The sequence below is a fragment of the Solicola gregarius genome (genome assembly GCF_025790165.1).
Taxonomy (GTDB): Bacteria; Actinomycetota; Actinomycetes; order Propionibacteriales; family Nocardioidaceae; genus Solicola; species Solicola gregarius.
Window position 1 is genome coordinate 1,678,807 of the sequence record NZ_CP094970.1, and the last position, 19,703, is coordinate 1,698,509.

Here is a 19,703-nt window from a genome sequence, read left to right on the forward strand (position 1 = left end):
TTCGACGCTAGAATCTAGAGCGTGCTCGAAGTCAACAAGGAACGTTCCGCCGTACCCGACGCCGGGCTCAGCATCGCCGAGGCCGCGGCCCGCACCGGGGTCGGCGTGCACACGCTGCGGTACTACGAACGCGCCGGTCTGGTCGTCACCACAGTCGGCCGTACGAGCGGCGGCCGTCGGCGCTATCGCCAACTCGACCTCGACTGGATCAACGTCTGCACGCGGTTGCGCGCCACCGGCATGCCGATCAGGACCATCCGCGAGTACGCCGAGCTCGTATCCGCCGGGCGCGGGAACGAGCAGGACCGTCTCGCTCTCCTCGAGGCTCACCGCGCAGATGTGCTCGCGAAGCTCGCCGAGGTAAAGGAGAACCTCGAGCTCATCGACCACAAGATCGACGTCTACCGTGGCCGGCTCGCCGCCGGCGACGCCGACCGGCTCTGGGCACCGACTGACGCGTCCGGGGATAGCCGATCGAAACGGCCATAGAGCGCCAAGATTGGCTGACGGGCCAACAGTCGTTGGCACGACGCGCGATCGCCGCAACGGAAGCAGGGATTTCGTTTGGCTAGCACGCGCAGCAAGTCGGTAGATATGTAGCGTACCTACATGTACGCTCCGAGGCGTGAGTGAGACGCCCCAGCACGATCGGCCGTCGAGGGACCCGAGCGGACCGGCGTACCCGCCGGGCACAGCCGTTCCCGGCGAGATGGCGGCACCGAACTACGGTCCACAGCCGTACCGGCCGCCGCCACCCCGTAAGGGTCCGAAGCCGCGCGGCCAGGCGGCGTTCCGTTGGATCCTCGTCGTCGTCCTCGGCGTCCACGCGGCACTCGCGTTCGGGCAGTCGATCCTCGCCGGGATGTACCTCTCCGGCAGCCTCGACGCGATGGAGGTCCACGGGGCGATCGGAAGCTCGCTTGTCGCCGTGACGATGCTGCAGGGCGTCGCGAGCCTGTTGTTCCTCTTCCCCGGCGGGGGCCCGTGGTGGCCGTTGCTCGCCGCGGTCGTGCTCTTCTTCGTCGAGGGTCTCCAGATCGGCATGGGGTACGCGCGCACGCTCGGCCTGCACATCCCGCTCGGCGTGGCGATCATCGTCGTGACGATCATGATGTTCGTCTGGTCATTGCGCTGGAAGGCCAAACCGCCGAAGGCACCGACGCCATGAGGCTCAGCCGCCGCCGGTTCATCGGGCTGTCCAGTGGGCTCGTCGTCGCCACCGCACTGCCCGGGTGCGCCCTCACGAAGGAGTACCAGACGGGCGCTGAGGTCAGCAGCACCGCCGAGCTGCCGAAGCCGTTCAATGTGCCACTGCCCATTCCCAGGGTCGCGGACGCCGAACGACGCAACGGCGCCGACCACTACGCGATCACCCAGCGCACCGCGGAGATCGAGATCCTGCCCGGCAAGAAGACACCGATCCTCGGGTACGACGGCGAGTTCCCCGGCCCGACCATCGTGTCCCGGTCCGGCACGCCGACCGTCGTACGGCACACGAACGCGCTCGACATACCCGTCGTCGTACACCTGCACGGCGGGCACACGCCGTCCGTCAGCGACGGGTTCCCGACCGACTTCGTGATGCCCGCGGGAAGCCACGAGTTGCCGCACGGCCACGCAGCGAGCGGCCGCATCAAGCATGGCCACTTCGACTACGAGTACCCGATGAAGCAGCGCGCCGCGACGCTCTGGTACCACGACCACCGGATGGACTTCACGGGACCGACCGTCTACCACGGGCTGGCCGGGTTCCACCTGATCCACGACGACGAGGAGGACGCCCTCCCACTGCCGAAGGACGAGCGCGACGTACCCCTGATGATCACCGACCGCGCATTCGACGGCGACGGTGCGTTCGTCTACCCCGCGCTCGATCCGACGATGCTCGAGGAGCCTGGCGTCGAGGACGACTACATGGCCGGCGTACTCGGCGACGTCGTGCTGGTCAACGGCGCACCGTGGCCCGAGCTGGAGGTCGATGCCGCGCGGTACCGGTTCCGAATCCTGAACGCATCGAACGCGCGCCGCTACCGGCTGCAGCTCGACCCGGGGCCGTCCGACGGCGACCCGTTCACGCAGGTCGGCTCCGACGGCGGGCTGCTCGCGGAGCCACACGGGCTCGGCGACATCCTGATCGCGCCGGCCGAACGCTTCGACGTCGTGGTCGACTTCGGCAAGTACGACGTCGGTGACACCGTCACGATGCGCAACGGACTCGGCGACGGTTCCACAGAGAACGTCATGCGCTTCCGCGTTGTACGCAAGGCGAGCGACGACAGCCGCATCCCCGACACGCTCAGCGAAGTCGAGGAGCTCGACGCCGACGCCGCAACCGTGACCCGAGAGTTCGAGTTCGCCAGAGCCACGTCGAGCACCGGGCACGACGACATGTGGCTCATCAACGGGAAGCCGTACGACCCCGAGCGCGTCGACACCCGACCGACACTCGGCGAGATCGAGCTGTGGCGCTTCGTCACCGACGTGCACCACCCGGTGCACGTGCACCTCGACCCGTTCCAGGTCGTCCGCCGCGGCGGACGACCTGGCCCCGGCACGTACGACGAGGGTTGGAAGGACACCGTCGACATCAGGCCCGGCGAGGTGGTCGAGGTCGCGATCCGGTTCGCGGACTACGCGGGCATGTACGTCATGCACTGCCACAACCTCGAGCATGAGGACATGATGATGATGTCCAACTTCGAGACCATGGAGTAGCGCGCGGGTCAGAACCGGTCGGGGTCGGCAGCGTTCCAGTCCGGCTGCCACGACCGGGGTACGTCGGAGAGCAGCTCGCCCGGTTGCAGCCACTCGTACATCTGCGCGTACGAACGCGTGTCGAGATGCCCGACGATCCGGCGCAGCATGTGCGGGCGCAGCTCGTCGGGGCCCGGTACGCCCATCGAGGCGATGATCTGGGTCGCCTCGCGCACCGTCGCCTCGTGGTATCGGTACGCCCGCTCGCCCTTGTCCTCGACGTCGAGCGCCCGCGCACGCCGAGGGTCCTGGGTCGCGACGCCGACCGGGCAGTGGTTCGTGTGGCACCGCTGCGACTGGATGCAGCCGACGGACATCATCATCGCCCGCGCCGCGTTGGTGTAGTCAGCGCCCTGGACGAGTCGCTTCACGAGGTCGGCGCCGGTCGCAACCTTGCCCGAGGCACCGATGCGAACGCGGTCCCTCAGATCCGTGCCCACCAAGGCGTTGTGCACCGACATCAGACCCTCGGTGAGCGGTGTGCCCACGTAGTTCTCGTACTCCAGTGGCGCCGCACCCGTACCGCCCTCCGCGCCGTCGACGACGATGAAGTCGGGAGTGATCTGCTCGTCGCGCATGGCCTTGCAGATCGCGAGTACGTCGGCCCTGCTGCCGACACAGAGCTTGAACCCGACGGGCTTTCCGTTCGCGAGCTCGCGCAGGCGCGCGATGAAATGCACGAGCTCACGCGGCGTACCGAACTCGCTGTGCGACGCAGGGCTTACACACTTCTCGCCGACCGGCACGGTACGCGCCGCCGCGATCTCTGCGGTGACCTTCGCTGCCGGCAGCACGCCACCGAGGCCGGGTTTGGCGCCCTGGCTGAGCTTCAGCGACACGCATTTGACGGCTGGGTGAGCGACCTTGTCGGCGAACACCGCGGCGTCGAAGCCGCCGTCCTTCGTACGCGCGCCGAAGTAGCCGCTGCCGATCTCCCAGATGAGATCGCCGCCGTGCTCCAGGTGGTAGGGCGTCAGCCCGCCCTCCCCGGTGTCGTGTGCGAAGCCGCCGAGCGCGGCACCCTTGTTGAGTGCTCGCAACGCGTTCGCCGAGAGCGCGCCGAAGCTCATCGCCGATACGTTCAGCAGCGACATGTCATACGGATGCGCACAGTCGGGGCCACCGACCCGTACGCGATGCGGCTCGGGCGCCGGGTCGACCGGTGCCGTCGAGTGCACGAGGTACTCGTACCCGAGCTCGTTGACATCCAGCTCGGTGCCGTACGCCTTCTCGCCGTGGATGCCCTTCGCCCGCTCGTAGATGATCGACCGGACGTCGCGGTTGAACGGACGCCCGTCGAAGTTGCGCTCGATGAAATACTGCTGCAGCTCCGGGCGGATCGACTCCAACGTGTACCGCAGGTGGCCGACCAACGGGTAGTTGCGCAGCAGCGAGTGCCGGCTCTGCAGGACGTCCCACCCGGCAATCGCCAGCGCGGCAACGACGATCGCGAACGCCACCCACCACCCGGGAGCGCCGAGTCCCGCGACTCCCGAGAGCACGGCGAGCGCGATGAGTACGACGAACACGACGAGGCGGATCACGTAATCGGTTGTACCACCAACGGCACTCGGCCGATCCGTCACCGGGCCGTGCCGATCAGTCGGATACGCGCACCAGCCTGGCGCTGTCGTCCCACAGCGCGCGTGCCAGATCGTCTCGGCGGGCCAGCTCGGACGGTTCCGGCCAGGTGAGCCGCCCTCGGCGTAGCGCGGCGTACGTACGCCCGGCCGGTGCAGTGGCGAGTCCGAGGGCGAGGTCGAGGATCACCAGCCCGCGACGTACAGCGCGATGGGTACGGCGGCGAGCGCGATGCCCATGACGAGCAGGGCCGTGTCGGACCTGTGCCACGGCGCCGGCTCCGCCCACGTACGAGTTGTGGCCGAACCGAAGCCCCGGGACTCCATCGCGACCGACAGGCTCGTCGCGTCACGCATCGCCGACACGAGCAGGCCGAACGTCAGCCCGGCGGCGTGGCGCGCCCTCGAGACCGGTCCGCGCGTCGGCCCGAACCCGCGTGCTCGCCGGGCCCGGTCGAGCTGCGACCATGTCTCGCCGAGACGCTCGAATCTCTGCAGCGCCGCGGACAGCGCAACGACGGGGCGCGCCGGCAGTCTCAACCGCTGACCGAGCTGGTCGGCGAAGCGCGCGGGGTCGACGTACGCGGCGAGCACCGCCCCCGGCAGCGCAAGGACGAGGATCCGCAAGCCCGCGACGACCGCTTGCTCGACATCGTGCCCTCCGAGCAACCAGGTCGAGTACACGACCGACAGTCCGGCGAAGACAACGACAGCGATCCGGAGCCGGATCCCGCGCCAACGCGGCACCAGCAGCAGACCGGCGATCGCGTACGCACCGAGGGCGCACGCGGCGATCGGGAGCGACTGCACCGCGTACGACGCCGGCAGGGCCAGTAGTCCGATCCCGATCAGGACCAGTGGGTTGGAGCTCGGGCCGACCCTCATCCGACGAGGCCGCCGCTCAGCGAAACCTCGTCGGAGGCAAGGGCGATCAGGTCGGCATCGTGCGTCGCGACTGCGGCGGTCGCACCGGACCGGCGCGCGGACACGACCCAGCCCGCGACCGCCGCCCAGGTGTTGCGGTCCTGGCCGACGGTCGGCTCGTCCAGCAGCATCGCTCCCGGGCGGTGCGCGAGCGCGGCGACGAGCGCGAGCCGGCGCTGCTCGCCGCCGGACAGCTGGTACGGGTTGGCGTCCGCGAGCGCCGTCAGGCCGAACAGCTCGAGCAGCACGTCGCCGTCGACGGGGATGCCCAGGTGGTATGCCGTGCGGGTGACTTCGTCGCGTACGCGCGTCGTGAGGAAGCCGTGTTCGGGCGACTGCGGGACCCATCCGATCCGACGAGCGAGGTACGCCGAGCGCCACTTGTGCGGCGGCGCCTCCTCGCCGGCGTCGACCCGGCCGCGTGTCGGCGCGATCAGGCCGGCGCATGCCGCGACCAGCGTCGACTTCCCCGATCCGGACGGCCCGGTCACGGCGGTCAGGCGCCCCGGACCGAGCTCGATGTCGATTCCGCGCAGCGCCTGCGCTGTCACTGCGCCGCGGATCGTGCGCGTGCGCAGGTCGACATGGAGGCCCTCGGCGGCGATGCGTGCCGGCGCCTCGAGCGGCTCGGTCAGCGCGGTCGGCACCGCCTGCGGGAGCGGCGCGGGCAAGTCCGGCATCCAGACCCCGGCCGACGCCATCGGCTCGGTCTGCTCGCGTACGAAGGTGTCGGGAGTGCCGTCGAAGATCCGACCACCGTGCTCGTCGAGCACCACGACCCGGTCGACCTCGTCGAGCCAGGGTGCGATGCGATGCTCGACCACGACGAGCGTCGCGCCCGTGCGGGCGACCGCGTCGACGACTGCGGTACGTACCGCCGCGGCACTGCGGTCGTCGAGCATCGAGGTCGGCTCGTCGAGCAACAGCATCCCGGGACGCAGCGCAAGGACACCGGCCAGGGTGAGGCGCTGCGTCTCCCCTCCCGAGAGCGCGCGGGTCGGACGGTCGAGCGGGTACGGCAGACGTACGGCTTCGACGGCGGCCTCGATCCTCGGCCACATCTCGGACCGCGGGACGCCGGCGTTCTCCATGCCGAACGCGACATCGCGGCCAAGGCGATCGGCGACGGTCGAGTCGAGCGGATTCTGCAACAGCAGCCCCACCCGACCGTCGACGTCGACTCGCCCCGACAGCTCCCCCGCGGTCGTCGTGCCGAGTACCCCCGCCAGCGCGCGCAGCACGGTCGACTTGCCCGCCCCGCTCGGGCCGGCGAGCAACAGTCGCTCTCCCGGCTCGATGCGTAGGTCGAGGCCGTCGATGACTCGCTGCCGCCGCGAGATCGGGCGCCAGCCGAAGGCGGCCAGCGTCGCCCCAACGGGCGTCACGCGCTCCGGCGCGTACGTACGACTCACCCGTCGACGCTTACGACGCGTTGCGCTCGTGGTGCTCGCGCCCCGCCGCGAACGCGTCGAGCGCACCGGTCGCGGCGAGTGCACGTACCAGCGCCCAGCCACCGACGCCGGCCACGACGGCACCCGAGAACGCGAACATCGCGAGGTACGCCAGCCGGTAGCCGAACTCCCAGTCGGGGAAGTAGGAGTACCACTCGTACACCGACTCGATCGCGCCCGCGAGCGCACCGGCCAGTCCAGCGACGACGAACCCGAAGCGCTTGTAGAGGAAGATCGCGAGCACGATCTCGACGCCAAGCCCTTGCAGCAAGCCGGACACCATCACGCTGCCGCCCCACTGGTTGCCGAGGAGGTACTCGACGTTGGCGGCGATCAGCTCGCAGGCCATCGCGGCGCCGGGCTTGCGTACGACCAGGCCGCCGATCACGCCGCCGAGGAGCCACGGGCCGGCGAGCAGCCCACCACTTGGAGGGAAGGCGTTGGTCGCCGCGCCGATCACGGCGTGCAGCTGGTCCCAGCCCCAGAACGCGACGCCGACCGCGACGCCGAGCATGGCGACCGTGACGATGTCGACGGTGCGGTACGCGAACCGAGAGCCGTATCCGATCGCGCGGGACGTAGTTGCAGAACTCATTGTCTGACTCCCTTCGCCGGTGCTAACCGGTGCAGGTTCAAGGGTCTGCGGCTGCTCCGCACTCTCAGCGCCCTACGCGGCGCTCCCCTGTCTGTGTGCCGCCACTGTAACAGCGACGGTTCCCACGAGATCTCTCAGTCGAACAGCCCTGGCTTGCCGAACATCCGCGCCGTCGCGCGGGCCGACGGCTGGCCCGCGTCCGGGTCCGCGCCGGCACCGATCAGCACCGAGACGACGAGATCCTCGCCCTTGAACACCGCGCCCGCGAGCGGGCTCTGCCCGCGGTCGTTGAGCCGATTCACATCCGCACCGCGTTTGACGAGGTCCTGCACCGTGGCGGCATGGCCGTGGTAAGCGGCGAGCATCAGCAGCGTGTTGCCGTCCGCGTCCGTGAGCTCGACGGGGACGCCTGCCTCGACGTACGCGCCCAGCCGCTCGGTCTCACCGTCTCGGGCGAGGTCGAACAGCTGGTGGGCGAACTCCACGACGTCGGCGTCGACCTCGTCGCCGCTCGGGTCCATCGTGGTCTCCTCGCCGTCCGCACAGGCGTGTGACCCCGACGATACAGATTGCTCACCGCGAGACGGCGGCCCGCGGCGAACACCGCGGCTGGTAGATTCCGTGCGTCGCGTCCGCCGTGATCCCGGAGGAGTCGAATGCCGCGCGAACGCCCCGTCATACACCTGCACATCGGTGCCATGAAGACGGGTACGACGCACCTGCAGGAGCTGATGACGGCCAACGCCGACGAGCTCGCTGCCGCCGGTTGCCTCTTCCCGGTGACGAAGGGCCGTTACTCGCAGACCCTAGCCGCGCGCGACGTGATGAACATGACCGCAGACGACGTCACGCTGCGCCGAGCGCGCGGCGAGTGGGACCGGGTCGTGCAGGAGATGTTGTCGTACGACGGCCGGGCTGCGATCTTCTCGATGGAGTTCCTCAGCTTCGCCCGCCGCCGGCCGGCCGGCCGGATCGTGGGGTCGTTCGGGGACGCACCCGTGCACGGCATCCTGACCGTACGCGACGCGGCGACGGCCATCCCCGCGCAGTGGCAGCAGGCGATGCAGAGCCAGCGCACGACGCCGTGGCACGAGTTCGCCGGGCAGGTCATCGCGAACCCACCCGACTACTCGGCCGCGGGCGCGCGCACCTTCCGGCGTACCCAAGACATCCCGCGGATGCTCAGCGCGTGGCTTCCGCACATCCCGCCCGAGCAGTTCACCGTCGTCACCCTGCCACGGCCCGGCGCTCCGCGGCACCTCCTGTGGGAGCGCTTCGCGGCCGCGGTCGATCTCGATCCCGCCGTCGCGAAGCGGTCGGCACCGCGCAACAACGAGTCGATCGGCGCCGCGTCGGCCGAGCTCATCCGGCGCATCAACGAACGGCTCAGTGACATCGCGATCTCCGACTACCGCGGCACGATGCGGCACGCGCTCGCGATCAAGATCCTCTCCGACCGGGTGTCGACCGAGGGCAAGGCGCCGGTCAACAACGCGTTCCTGGAGTTCGCCGCCGCTGCGAATGCGCGCGCACGTGCGGCGATCGAGGAGAGCGGCGTACGCGTGATCGGCGATCTCGACGACCTACCGGTCGAAGCCCCGGCACCGTCGCTCGACGACACCGCACTCGACTCACCGTCCGATGCCGACGTCATCGACGCGGCCGCGTACGCCATGCCGCGAATGCGGCGGGTAGTCGCGCAACGCGCGAAGCAGCTTCGCCGGGCGCATCAGAAGGTGTCGGTACGAAAGGTGCTGGCCGATCTGCCCGAGGCGCGCGACGCCGAGGCGGTGACGAAGCGGTGGACGTCTGCCGCGGACCCTGCCGAAGCGGCAGTCACCGACCTCACGGCGATGTGCCGCGCGGCGATCGACCTCGGCATCCGGCTGCGCGCGGCCGGCGTGAAGCGCGCGGTGGAGGCGTGAACATGGCCGGCGACGCACCCGGAGTCTTCCTGCACATCGGCGCGATGAAGACCGGCACGAAGTACCTCCAGAACCTGATGGAGGCCAATGCCGACTCGCTGGCCGACGCCGGATACCTCTTCCCGGTCGACGGCGGCTGGGGCGAGCAGGTGCTCGCGACCCGCGAGGTGCTGCACATGACGGGCGACCCTCGCGTACGCCGGCGCGCCGAGGGCAGCTGGCAGCGTCTCGTCGACCGCATGCGCAACTATGACGGCAATGCGTCCGTCGTTTCGATGGAGTTCCTCAGCTTCGCGCGACGACCAGGGATCGAGCGGATCATGTCGTCGCTCGAGGGCGTCGACACGCACATCGTGCTGACCGTTCGCGACGCGACGAGGGTGATTCCGGCGCAGTGGCAGACGTCGGTGCGCAACGGTCATACCGAGGCATGGCGCGATTTCGCCGAGCAGGTGATGGCCGGTCCGGAGTCCGAGTCCGACGGCTACAAGGTGTTCCGCCGGGCACAGGATGTCGAGTCGATCCTCGAGCGCTGGTTGCAGTTCGTACCCGCCGACCACGTGCACGTGGTCACCGTCCCACCGAGCAGCGCGCCGCGTACGTTGCTGTGGGAGCGGTTCGCGTCGGTCCTCGGTGTCGACCCGGCCGCATGTGCGAAGCCGCCACCGACCAACAACGAGTCGATCGGTCAGGCATCGGCCGGGCTGGTACGTCTGGTCAACCTCGAGCTCGGCGACATCACCGTCTCCGAGCGGTCGACGGTCAAGACCGAGCTGGCCAACCGGATCCTGGCAATGCGAGTGTCGGAGGAGCCGCGGGCACGGACGAGCCGGGCGCTTCGTGAGTTCGCTGCCCACGCGAACCAGCAGAGTCGAGACGCGATCGCATCTACCGGGGTCGATCTCGTCGGCGATCTCGGCGACCTGCCCGTCGTCGCCGCGCACCCGCCCGACGAGGGTCCCGACGAGCTGCGGATGCCGACGAACGACGAGTACCTCGAGGCGGCGGCATTCGCCATTCCGCATCTGCACGCGGTCGTCGACAAGCGTGCTCGTCGCCTGCGCAAGAAGGCGGTCGCGGTCGACGACGTACTCGACCGGCTACCGCCGCCAACCGAGACGAAGCCCTCCCGCTGGGCCGACGCCGCCGATCCACTCGACGCAGCGGTCAAGGAGCTCACCGCCGTGGTACGCGTCGCGATCGATCTGCAGCAGCGCATCTACGCACTGCAGGACGGCAAACCCATCGCGACGGGATGACCTGCGCGGCTCATTGCAGTCTGCGGCCGCGCCGCCAGGTGCTGTGCACGAGAGGTACGCCGGGCCGATAGGCCAGATGGATGTACGACGGTGCGTCGAGCACGACGAAATCGGCGCGCGCACCGGGGCGCAGCGTGCCCACATCGTCGCGACGTAAGGCGGCCGCGCCCCCGGCGGTCGCCGACCAGAGTGCCTCTGCCGGCGACATGGACATCTCGCGCACCGCCAACGCGATGCACAGTGCCATCGATGACGTGTAACAGCTGCCGGGGTTGCAGTCCGAGGCGAGGGCGACCGTCGCTCCGGCACCGAGCAGCCGGCGGGCATCGGGGTACGGCGAGCGCGTCGAGAACTCGACACCGGGCAGCAAGGTCGCGACGACACCGGTCTGCGCCAACCCGTCGACATCGGCGTCGGTGAGGTACGTGCAGTGGTCGGCGGATGCCGCTCCGACCTCGCAGGCGACCTGCACGCCCGGACCGTGTCCGAGCTGGTTGGCGTGGATGCGGGGCGCGAGTCCGGCCGCCTTGCCCGCATCGAGCACCGCTCGCGACTGGTCGGCGTCGAAGGCTCCGCGCTCGCAGAACACATCGATCCACCTGGCATGCTCCGCGCACGCGTCGAGCATCGGGCCGGTGACGACGTCGACGTACGCGCCCGGATCGTCGGCGTACTCGGGTGCGACGATGTGCGCGCCGAGGAACGTCGTCTCGTCACTGAAGCGCCGCGCGATCGCGAGCGCTCGTCTCTCATCGGCGACGTTCAGGCCGTAACCGCTCTTTATCTCGACGGTCGTCGTACCTTGTCGGGCCATCTCCGAGGTGAGCCGGGCAACCTGCGCGATGAGCATCTCGTCGGTCGCGCCGCGGGTGGCGGAAACGGTCGTGCGAATGCCGCCGGCCGAGTATGGCTGCCCGGTCATCCTTGCCGCGAACTCCTCGGAGCGGTCGCCGGCGAACACCAGGTGGCTGTGGGAGTCGACGAATCCGGGTACGAGCGACCGGCCGGCGATGTCGACACTCTCGTCCGCGGCCGGCGCGCTGCGCTGCGGACCGACCCAGGCGACATTGCCGTCGTCGACAAGCATCGCGGCGCTGGGCACGACGCCGATGCCGTCTCCGTACGCCGGGTCGTTCGTGACGATCTCCGCCGCACCGGTCACCAACACGCTGCTCATACACGCTCCCAACATGCCCTGATCGCCCGATCGAGGTCGCGAGCGACGTCGTCGATCCGGACGTGTCGTCCTTCCTGCACGATCGGCTCGTTCCCGACAACGACCTCGCGTACGTCGGCCGGCGCCGCCGCGAACACCAATGAACCGGGACCCGGATCGCTGCCGGCGAGGCGTACCGAGTCGTACGCGACACGTACCCGGTCGTCGGTCGCAGCGAACCCGAGCGAGCGGTGTCCATCGGAGGTCGCCGCGGCGAGCAGCGCACCCGCCTGCCAGGTGCCTCGCCGCCCGGACACGAGGCGTTCGTCGAGCTCGACGGCGCGCATCTCCTCGAACATGTCGACGACGGCGTTGCTGTCCGAGCCGAGTGTGAGTGTGGCACCGGCGTCGCGGAGTGCATCGGCAGGCCCGACGCCGTCGGCGAGGTCGCGCTCGGTCGTCGGGCAGAAGCACGCGTACGTACGGCTCGCGCCGAGTGCGGAGATGTCCGCAGCGCTCAGATGGGTCGCGTGTACGGCGGTGGCGTCGGTCTCCCACACGCCGCGCTCCGAAAGCAGTGCCGTCGGCGTCATGCCATGCACGGCTCGGCATTCGTCGTTCTCCGCGGGCTGCTCCGAGAGGTGGACGTGCAGTGGCGCACCGTGCGTCGTCGCCCACGCGACGACGCCGGAGATCTGTTCGGCGGGCACGGCGCGTACCGAGTGCACCGCCGCCCCGACCACCACGTCGGGATCGTCCGCGTACGTCGCGTGCAGCGCATCGACGCGCTCCGCCCAGGCGTCCACATCGCCATCGGTGTAACGGCGTTGCACGCCGTCGACCTCGCGGCCGAACCCACCCGACAGGTAGCACGTGTCGAGCAGCGCGACCCGGATGCCCGCCGCCTTTGCTGCCTCGACAACCGCCTCGCCCATGGCGTTCGGGTCGTCGTACGTGCCGCCGTCGGCGGCGTGGTGCAGGTAGTGGAACTCGCCGACCGAGGTGATGCCCGCGAGCGCCATCTCGGCGTACGTGGCGCGGGCGAGGTCGTACAGCAGATCGGGGTCGAGGGCGCCCGCGAGCGCGTACATCTGCTCGCGCCAGGTCCAGAACGTGCCCCCGCCGCCATGCGTACGACCGCGCAGCGCACGGTGGAACACGTGGCTGTGGCAGTTTGCGAAACCGCCGATCTCGTAGCTCATCGCTCGACCCGCGCGCTCATGGACGTACCAGGTCGGCGACAACGCTCGTGAGCGCGCGTACGCCCGCGACGCAGTCGTCCCACTCGGCATGCTCTGCGGGTGAGTGCGAGACGCCGGTCGGGTTGCGTACGAAGAGCATCGCGGTCGGAATGCCGTACGTCGACAGCACACCCGCGTCGTGTCCGGCACCGGTCGGGAGCACGGGGGCGTCGCCGAGCAGGCGGGCCAGGCGGTCGCGCAATGCGCGGTCGAACGCGACAACGGCGCTCGTCGACTCGGGCGTCATCGCGACGGTTGTGTCGTCCCGGTGGGCGCGGTCGGTCGCCTGGGCCGTCACCCGTTCGACCAGCCCGTCGAGGGTCTCGCCGTCGGCGGCGCGGGCGTCGAGCCATCCCGTGACCTTCGACGCGATGGCGTTGGTGCCGTTCGGGTGCACCTCGACGCGGCCGAACGTCGCGCGTGCACCGGTCAGGCGCGCCTGTTTGTTCGCCGCGAGCACCGTCATCGCGTACGTCAGCATCGGATCGCGCCGGTCCTCCATCCGGGTCGCACCCGCGTGGTTGGCCTCGCCCGCGAAGTCGAAGCGGTAGCGGCCGTGCGGCCAGATCGCAGACGCGACGCCGACCGCGTCATCCGAGTCGACCAGCGAGCGGCCCTGCTCGACATGCAGCTCGACGAACGTGCCCATGCGGCCGAGCAGCTCATGGTCCGCGCCGAGGCGTTCGGGGTCGCGGCCGCGTGAGCGCAGCGCCTCGTCGAGCGTCTGGCCGTCGCGATCGCGCAGGCCGCGGGCATGATCGGGCGCGAGCGTACCCGTGAGCAGCCGAGACCCCGCGCAGGCGATGCCGAACCTCGCGCCCTCCTCGTCGGCGAAGTTCGCGACCACGATCGGGCGGGCCGGTTCGACGCCCTGCGCGCGCAGCTCGTCGACCGCGGCGAAGGACGAGACGACGCCGAGCGGTCCGTCGTACGCACCGCCGTCCGGCACGGAGTCGAGATGCGACCCGAGCAACACGGCGTTCCCCGCCGCCGGGTCGCCCCACCAGGCGAACTGGTTGCCGTTGCCGTCCTCCGCGAGGTCGAGACCTCGGTCCGCCGCCTGCGCAGCGAACCACTCGCGCAGCTCCATGTCGGCGTCGTTCCAGGCGTACCGGTGGTAGCCGCCGGTCTGCGGGTCGCGGCCGATGCCGCGCAGCTGCGACCACATCTGCTCGAGGCTCATGGCTCCCATCCTCGCGTACGAGGCGCGCAATGCCACCGGGAGAGACCGGCGGCAGCATCTCGGATGCGAGACGGAGCACAATCACCGCATGGACTTCCAGGACGTTGTCGCCCGTCGGCGGATGATTCGCAACTTTCAGGACGGCCCGGTCGAGCCCGCGACGGTCGACCGGATGCTGCACAACGCGGTACGCGCACCGAACGCGGGCTTCAGCCAGGGGTGGGCATTCCTGGTACTCGACGATCGGGACGACGTCGCGCGCTTCTGGGAGGCCACGTCACCCGACCCGGACGCGGACAGCTCGTGGCTCGCCGGGATGCGCCGCGCACCCGTGATCATCGTCCCGCTCGCGAACAAGGACGCCTACCTCGATCGGTACGCCCAACCCGACAAGGGCTGGACCGACCGCGACGAGGCACGCTGGCCAGCCCCGTACTGGGACATCGACACCGGCATGGCGGCGTTGCTGATCCTGCAGACGGCCGTCGACGAGGGGCTCGGCGCCTGCCTCTTCGGGATCCCACCGGACCGGATCGACGCCTTCCGGACCGCGTTCGAGGTCCCCCCGGCGTACCGCCCGATCGGCGCGATCGCCGTCGGGCACCCCGCCGAGGGCGGCGCCTCCGGCTCACCGACCCGGCGCGCACGGCGGCCGCTCGACGAGGTCGTCCACCACGCCCGCTTCCAGCCCACCACCCCGCCCGAGCCAACAGAACCGTGACAGCACCAGGCGCGCGGCTCAGCAAACGATCCGGGGTGGAGGTGGGGTGTAGGCCACGGATCCCCGGCGAAACGTCAAGCGAACGCAGTGAGCCGGGGTCCGTGCCCGACACCCCAGCATCGAACAGAACCGTGACCAGCAACACCACCCGGCAGTAGCAACCCGCGCCGCCCGGCGCACACGTCCGCCAGGCGCGCCCGTACGCGTTCGGCTGAGCGATCGTCAGACTCGCTGAGGATCGGGCACGCCGACCCCCCAGCATCGAACAGAGCCGTGACCAGCAACAGCACCAGGCAGTAGCAACCTGCGCCGCCCGGCGCACGCGTCCGCCGGGCGCGCCCGTACGAATGTGCGGCCGTCATGCGTCGGCGTAGCGCCGTTCACGTCAGGTGGGTTCGGCTCGCGGGGCACGGCGAAACCTAAAGCGAACGCAGTGAGCCGGGCCCCGCGAGCCGAACCCAACTGACGCCCAAAGGAGCCGAAGGCGACGGCGAGTCAGCCGAGCAAGCCCACGGAAGCGAGCGCCTGGCGGAGGAGTGCACCGCGGCCACCCTCCATCTCGGAGAGGACCTCCTCCTTCGCGATGTCGCGTGGAGGCATCCAGTCGAGCGCGAGCGCGTCCTGGCGCGGTGTGCAGTCGCCGCTGACGGGCACGACGTACGCGAGTGCGACGGCGTGCTGACGCTCGTCGGAGAAGGTGGACTCGCCGGGCCACGGGAAGTACTCGGCGACGGCGAACGGCACGACGCTCACGGGCACCTGCGGCAGAGCGGTTGGCCCGAGATCCTTCTCCAGGTGGCGGCGCAGTGCGTCGCGTACGGTCTCGCCGTGGAGCACGCGGCCCGACACGAGCGTGCGTGTCATCTCGCCGCTCATCGACGCGCGCAGCAGCGTACCGACCTCGCGGACGGCTCCGTCGGCATCGACGCGGACCGGCACGGCTTCGACGTACAGGATGGGCACGCGGGCCCGGGTCTCGGCCAACTCACCCTCGGTGAGCCAGCCGCCGGCCGGCTCGGACGGGTTGTTCGGATCGGGCGTACGCACGGAACTCATGGGCTCGATTGTCCAGTATCGAACCAACGCTCGCCGACCCGCGCGACGCGTGGTCACGCAGGTGGCCCCACGCATGTTAGGTTGGGCCTGGTTGTGATGAGCAGTTCGTCGTACGTTTCTCCAGAGCGCCCGCGGCTTTCGTCTGCGGGCGTTCGTTTGATGTGCCGTCCAGGTCGATGGCCTGTGGCCTTTGCGGGACGCGTCATGAGGTGCGGCTGGTCAGCCAGCGGGTCAGCATCAGTGCTGGTTCGTATTCGTTTGTGAGAAGGAAAGATAATGGCACAAGGCACAGTCAAGTGGTTCAACGGCGAGAAGGGCTTCGGCTTCATCTCGCAGGCTGACGGTGGTGCGGACGTATTCGTCCACTACACCGCCATCGTCGCCGACGGGTACCGCACCCTCGATGAGAACCAGAAGGTCGAGTTCGATGTCACGCAGGGCCAGAAGGGCCTGCAGGCGGAGAACGTACGCCCGCTCTGATTCGTTTCGCTTCGACGCCCCGACCGGTTTCCGGTCGGGGCGTCGTCGCGTTTCAGGCGGCATGTTTACCATGCTTACGTGGTAAGCATGCACTGTGCACGGCGAATTCACCATGCACAGTGGACGCTTGCCGTGCAAGGTACGCACGGCGCGAGCTAGCCGAACGTAGCCGAGCCCTCCCGCATCGGGATGCGTACGCCCCGCTCCGCGGCGACGTCGTCGGCGCGGTCGTAGCCGGCGTCGACGTGCCGGACGACGCCCATGCCCGGGTCGTTGCTGAGCACCCGCAGGGCCTTCTGACCCGCGATCTCCGTGCCGTCGACGACCACGACCTGTCCGGCGTGGATCGACCGTCCGATGCCGACGCCACCGCCGTGGTGGATCGACACCCATGACGCGCCGGAGGCGACGTTGACCATCGCGTTCAGCAGCGGCCAGTCGGCGATCGCGTCAGACCCGTCGAGCATCCCCTCGGTCTCGCGGTACGGCGAGGCGACCGAACCACAGTCGAGGTGGTCGCGCCCGATCGCGATCGGCGCCTCGACGACTCCGCGTGCGACGAGCTCGTTGAATCGTTCACCGGCCAGCTCCCGCTCGCCGTACCCGAGCCAGCAGATCCGTGCCGGCAGCCCCTGGAACCGCACGCGCTCCTGCGCCTTCCCGATCCAGCGCGCGAGGTGCTCGTTCTCCGGGAACAGCTCGAGGACCGCCTTGTCGGTCGCGGCGATATCGGCGGGGTTGCCCGACAGCGCGGCCCAGCGGAACGGCCCCTTGCCCTCGCAGAACAGCGGCCGCACGTACGCGGGCACGAACCCGGGATATTCGAAGGCGCGCTCGAAGCCGCCCTCCTTGGCCTCCGCGCGCAGCGAGTTGCCGTAGTCGAACACCTCCGCACCGGCGTCCTGGAACCCGACCATCGCCTGGCAGTGGCGCGCCATCGACTCGCGCGCCCGCTCGGTGAAGTCCATCGGCGACTTCTCCCGCTCCGCCACCCAGTCCTCGAAGTCCACGTCGCTCGGCAGGTACGCGAGCGGGTCGTGCGCGCTCGTCTGATCGGTCACGATGTCGATCTCGACGCCACGGGCCAGCAGCTCGGGGAACATCTCCGCCGCGTTGCCCAACACACCGATCGACAGCGGCCTCCGCGCCCGCTTGGCGTCCTCGGCCCGGCGTACCGCATCGTCGAGGGAGTCGGCCTGCTCGTCGAGGTAGCGGTGCTCGATGCGCCGGTCGATGCGCGACTGGTCGACCTCGACGCAGATGCACACGCCGTCGTTCATGGTGACGGCAAGGGGCTGCGCGCCGCCCATGCCGCCGAGCCCGGCGGTCAGCGTGATCGTGCCCGCGAGCGTGCCGCCGCGCTTCGCCGCCACAGCACCGAATGTCTCGTACGTGCCCTGCAGGATGCCCTGCGTGCCGATGTAGATCCACGACCCGGCGGTCATCTGGCCGTACATCATCAGCCCGGCGGCCTCGAGCCGGCGGAACTCCGGCCACGTCGCCCAGTCGCCCACCAGGTTGGAGTTCGCGATCAGGACCCGCGGCGCCCACTCGTGGGTCTGCATGACGCCGACGGGCCGTCCCGACTGCACGAGCAAGGTCTCGTCGGGTTTCATCCCCTGCAGCGTGCGTACGATCGCGTGGTACGACGGCCAGTCGCGCGCTGCCTTCCCGGAGCCGCCGTAGACGACCAGCTCCTCGGGATGCTCGGCGACCTCGGGGTCGAGGTTGTTCATCAGCATCCGCATCGGCGCTTCGGTCTGCCACGTACGCGCGGTCAACGTCGTGCCGCGCGGTGCGCGTACGGTCGGTGCATCGGTCATGACAGGACTCCCGTTGCTGATTGAGCCGCGGCGACGACCGCGCCGCTGCGTACGAGTTCGGTGATCGCTTCGATGTCGGGCGCGAGGAACCGATCGGGGCCGGGCCCTTCGACGCGCTCGCGCAGTACGTCGATGACGGCCTTCGTGGCGGCCGCCGGTTCTAGTGGCGCGCGCAGCTCGATGCCCCGGGCGGCCGTGACGATCTCGATCGCCAGCACCTGGCCGAGCAGGTCGACGGCCTTGCGGAGCTTGCGCGCGGCCGACCAGCCCATCGACACGTGGTCCTCCTGCATGGCGCTGCTCGGGATGGAGTCGACGCTTGCCGGTACCGCGAGCCGCTTGAGCTCGGAGACCATCGCGGCCTGGGTGTACTGCGCGATCATGTGACCGGAGTCGACTCCGGGGTCGTCGGCCAGGAACGGCGGAAGTCCGTGGCTTCGTGCCTGGTCGAGGAAGCGGTCGGTACGCCGTTCCGCCATGCTCGCGACGTCGGCGACCGGAATCGCCAGGAAGTCGAGCACGTACGCGACCGGCGCGCCGTGGAAGTTGCCGTTCGACTCGACTCGCCCGTCGTCGAGGACGACCGGGTTGTCGATCGCCGAGGCGAGCTCGCGCTCGGCAACCATCGCGGCATGGTCGGCAGTGTCGCGCGCGGCACCGTGTACCTGCGGGGCGCAGCGCAGCGAGTACGCGTCCTGCACACGTGGGTCCTCGGGTCCACGGTGGCTGGCGACGATCGGAGAACCCGAGAGCACGGCACGCATGTTGGTGGCGGCGACGGCCTGCCCGGGGTGGGGGCGCAGTGCCTGCAGATCGGCGGCGAGCACCCGATCGGTGCCGAGCAGGCCCTCGATGCTCATCGCGGCGGCGACGTCGGCGGTACGCAGGAGCAGGTCGAGGTCTGCGAGCGCGAGTGTCAGCATGCCGAGCATGCCGTCGGTGCCGTTGATGAGCGCGAGACCCTCCTTCTCGGCGAGTACGACCGGCTCGATGCCGTGGTCGTACATCGCCTCGGCGGCGGCGCGTACATCCCCGGTCGCGTCGGTCACCTCGCCCTCACCCATCAGAGCGAGCGCGCAGTGCGAGAGCGGGGCAAGGTCGCCGGAGCAGCCGAGGCTGCCGTACTCGCGTACGACCGGCGTCAGTCCCGCGTTGAGCAGCGCGACGAGCGCTCGCACGGTTTCGAGGCGTACGCCGGTGTGTCCGGTCGCAAGCGTCGACAGCCGCAGCAGCATCAGCGCGCGTACGACCTCCTGCTCGACTGGCGGGCCCGAACCGGCCGCGTGCGAGCGGATCAGGCTCTTCTGCAGCGCGGTCCGTTTGGCGGGCTCGATGTGGCGGGTCGCCAGCGCGCCGAACCCGGTCGACACCCCGTACGCGGGCGTCGCCGACGCGGCCAACTTGTCGATCACGCCGCGGGTCGACTCGATCGCGGCGACGGCAGCGTCGTCCAGCTCGACCGTCGCACCATCGCGCGCGACTGCGACGACGTCGGCTCGAGGCAGCGGACCGGTGCCGACTCGGATGGGTTCGCTCATGGTCTCCATTGCACCGC

Annotated in this window: 19 protein-coding genes and 1 riboswitch; of the genes, 7 read left to right on the forward strand and 12 right to left on the reverse strand. The window is 69.9% G+C overall.

Annotation, left to right across the window (positions count from 1 at the left end; all coding sequences use genetic code 11):
- Positions 1–21: 21 nt before the first annotated feature.
- The 3 genes from L0C25_RS08320 to L0C25_RS08330 all read left to right on the forward strand — a co-directional run bounded on the left by L0C25_RS08320 (position 22) and on the right by L0C25_RS08330 (position 2,715).
- Positions 22–489, forward strand: a complete 468-nt coding sequence (locus tag L0C25_RS08320) for a MerR family transcriptional regulator (protein WP_271636004.1) — start codon at positions 22–24, stop codon at positions 487–489.
- 136 nt (positions 490–625) lie between these two features.
- Entirely contained in the window at positions 626–1,168 is a 543-nt protein-coding gene (locus tag L0C25_RS08325; protein ID WP_271636005.1) for a hypothetical protein, read from the forward strand.
- Complete coding sequence (locus L0C25_RS08330; RefSeq protein ID WP_271636006.1) at positions 1,165–2,715, forward strand: multicopper oxidase family protein; 1,551 nt, start codon at positions 1,165–1,167, stop codon at positions 2,713–2,715. Before L0C25_RS08325 ends, L0C25_RS08330 begins: the two co-directional genes overlap by 4 nt.
- Before the next feature lie 8 nt (positions 2,716–2,723).
- Here L0C25_RS08330 and L0C25_RS08335 read toward each other — a convergent pair whose 3' ends face one another.
- The 6 genes from L0C25_RS08335 to L0C25_RS08360 form a co-directional block, all read right to left on the reverse strand.
- Positions 2,724–4,298, reverse strand: a complete 1,575-nt coding sequence (locus L0C25_RS08335) for an FMN-binding glutamate synthase family protein (protein ID WP_271636007.1) — start codon at positions 4,296–4,298, stop codon at positions 2,724–2,726.
- Positions 4,299–4,353: 55 nt separating this feature from the next.
- Complete coding sequence (locus L0C25_RS08340; protein ID WP_271636008.1) at positions 4,354–4,524, reverse strand: hypothetical protein; 171 nt, start codon at positions 4,522–4,524, stop codon at positions 4,354–4,356.
- Entirely contained in the window at positions 4,521–5,219 is a 699-nt protein-coding gene (locus tag L0C25_RS08345) for an energy-coupling factor transporter transmembrane component T (protein WP_271636009.1), read from the reverse strand. The genes L0C25_RS08340 and L0C25_RS08345 overlap by 4 nt, the downstream gene beginning before the upstream one ends.
- A complete protein-coding gene (locus L0C25_RS08350) occupies positions 5,216–6,670 on the reverse strand; it encodes an ABC transporter ATP-binding protein (protein WP_271636010.1) in 1,455 nt (484 codons plus the stop codon). The genes L0C25_RS08345 and L0C25_RS08350 overlap by 4 nt, the downstream gene beginning before the upstream one ends.
- Before the next feature lie 10 nt (positions 6,671–6,680).
- Positions 6,681–7,304, reverse strand: coding sequence for an ECF transporter S component (locus L0C25_RS08355; RefSeq protein WP_271636011.1), 624 nt, complete (start codon positions 7,302–7,304; stop codon positions 6,681–6,683).
- Positions 7,296–7,403: riboswitch (TPP riboswitch) on the reverse strand. It overlaps the preceding gene by 9 nt.
- A 35-nt stretch (positions 7,404–7,438) precedes the next feature.
- The gene (locus L0C25_RS08360; protein ID WP_271636012.1) at positions 7,439–7,825 is read right to left on the reverse strand and encodes an ankyrin repeat domain-containing protein; all 387 of its coding nucleotides are present in this window, start codon (positions 7,823–7,825) and stop codon (positions 7,439–7,441) included.
- Between the two features lie 135 nt (positions 7,826–7,960).
- On the opposite strand from L0C25_RS08360, the gene L0C25_RS08365 reads away from it, so the two are divergent.
- Together L0C25_RS08365 and L0C25_RS08370 are read left to right on the forward strand one after the other, a co-directional pair.
- Positions 7,961–9,229 (forward strand): hypothetical protein, encoded by a 1,269-nt coding sequence (locus L0C25_RS08365; protein WP_271636013.1) that lies wholly within the window; start codon positions 7,961–7,963, stop codon positions 9,227–9,229.
- A gap of 2 nt (positions 9,230–9,231) precedes the next feature.
- Complete coding sequence (locus tag L0C25_RS08370) at positions 9,232–10,488, forward strand: hypothetical protein (RefSeq protein WP_271636014.1); 1,257 nt, start codon at positions 9,232–9,234, stop codon at positions 10,486–10,488.
- Between the two features lie 10 nt (positions 10,489–10,498).
- On the opposite strand, the gene hutI is transcribed toward L0C25_RS08370, so the two are convergent.
- Genes hutI through L0C25_RS08385 form a run of 3 tightly spaced genes read right to left on the reverse strand, consistent with a single transcriptional unit; the run spans position 10,499 to position 14,068 of the window.
- Positions 10,499–11,665 (reverse strand): imidazolonepropionase, encoded by a 1,167-nt coding sequence (hutI, locus tag L0C25_RS08375; RefSeq protein ID WP_271636015.1) that lies wholly within the window; start codon positions 11,663–11,665, stop codon positions 10,499–10,501.
- On the reverse strand, positions 11,662–12,846 hold the full coding sequence (locus L0C25_RS08380) for a formimidoylglutamate deiminase (protein ID WP_271636016.1): 1,185 nt from the start codon (positions 12,844–12,846) through the stop codon (positions 11,662–11,664). Before L0C25_RS08380 ends, hutI begins: the two co-directional genes overlap by 4 nt.
- 16 nt (positions 12,847–12,862) lie before the next feature.
- Positions 12,863–14,068: an allantoate amidohydrolase gene (locus L0C25_RS08385; protein ID WP_271636017.1), complete on the reverse strand. Its 1,206-nt coding sequence runs from the start codon at positions 14,066–14,068 to the stop codon at positions 12,863–12,865.
- A gap of 88 nt (positions 14,069–14,156) precedes the next feature.
- On the opposite strand from L0C25_RS08385, the gene L0C25_RS08390 reads away from it, so the two are divergent.
- A complete protein-coding gene (locus L0C25_RS08390; protein WP_271636018.1) occupies positions 14,157–14,789 on the forward strand; it encodes a nitroreductase family protein in 633 nt (210 codons plus the stop codon).
- 495 nt (positions 14,790–15,284) lie between these two features.
- Here L0C25_RS08390 and L0C25_RS08395 read toward each other — a convergent pair whose 3' ends face one another.
- Complete coding sequence (locus L0C25_RS08395) at positions 15,285–15,845, reverse strand: DUF4916 domain-containing protein (protein ID WP_271636019.1); 561 nt, start codon at positions 15,843–15,845, stop codon at positions 15,285–15,287.
- A 276-nt stretch (positions 15,846–16,121) separates the two neighbouring features.
- On the opposite strand from L0C25_RS08395, the gene L0C25_RS08400 reads away from it, so the two are divergent.
- Complete coding sequence (locus L0C25_RS08400; RefSeq protein ID WP_271636020.1) at positions 16,122–16,325, forward strand: cold-shock protein; 204 nt, start codon at positions 16,122–16,124, stop codon at positions 16,323–16,325.
- A 155-nt stretch (positions 16,326–16,480) separates the two neighbouring features.
- Here the strand turns inward: L0C25_RS08400 and hutU are convergent, their stop codons facing one another.
- Together hutU and hutH are read right to left on the reverse strand one after the other, a co-directional pair.
- Entirely contained in the window at positions 16,481–18,148 is a 1,668-nt protein-coding gene (gene hutU, locus L0C25_RS08405) for a urocanate hydratase (protein WP_271636021.1), read from the reverse strand.
- On the reverse strand, positions 18,145–19,686 hold the full coding sequence (gene hutH, locus L0C25_RS08410; RefSeq protein ID WP_271636022.1) for a histidine ammonia-lyase: 1,542 nt from the start codon (positions 19,684–19,686) through the stop codon (positions 18,145–18,147). Before hutH ends, hutU begins: the two co-directional genes overlap by 4 nt.
- Positions 19,687–19,703: the final 17 nt, after the last annotated feature.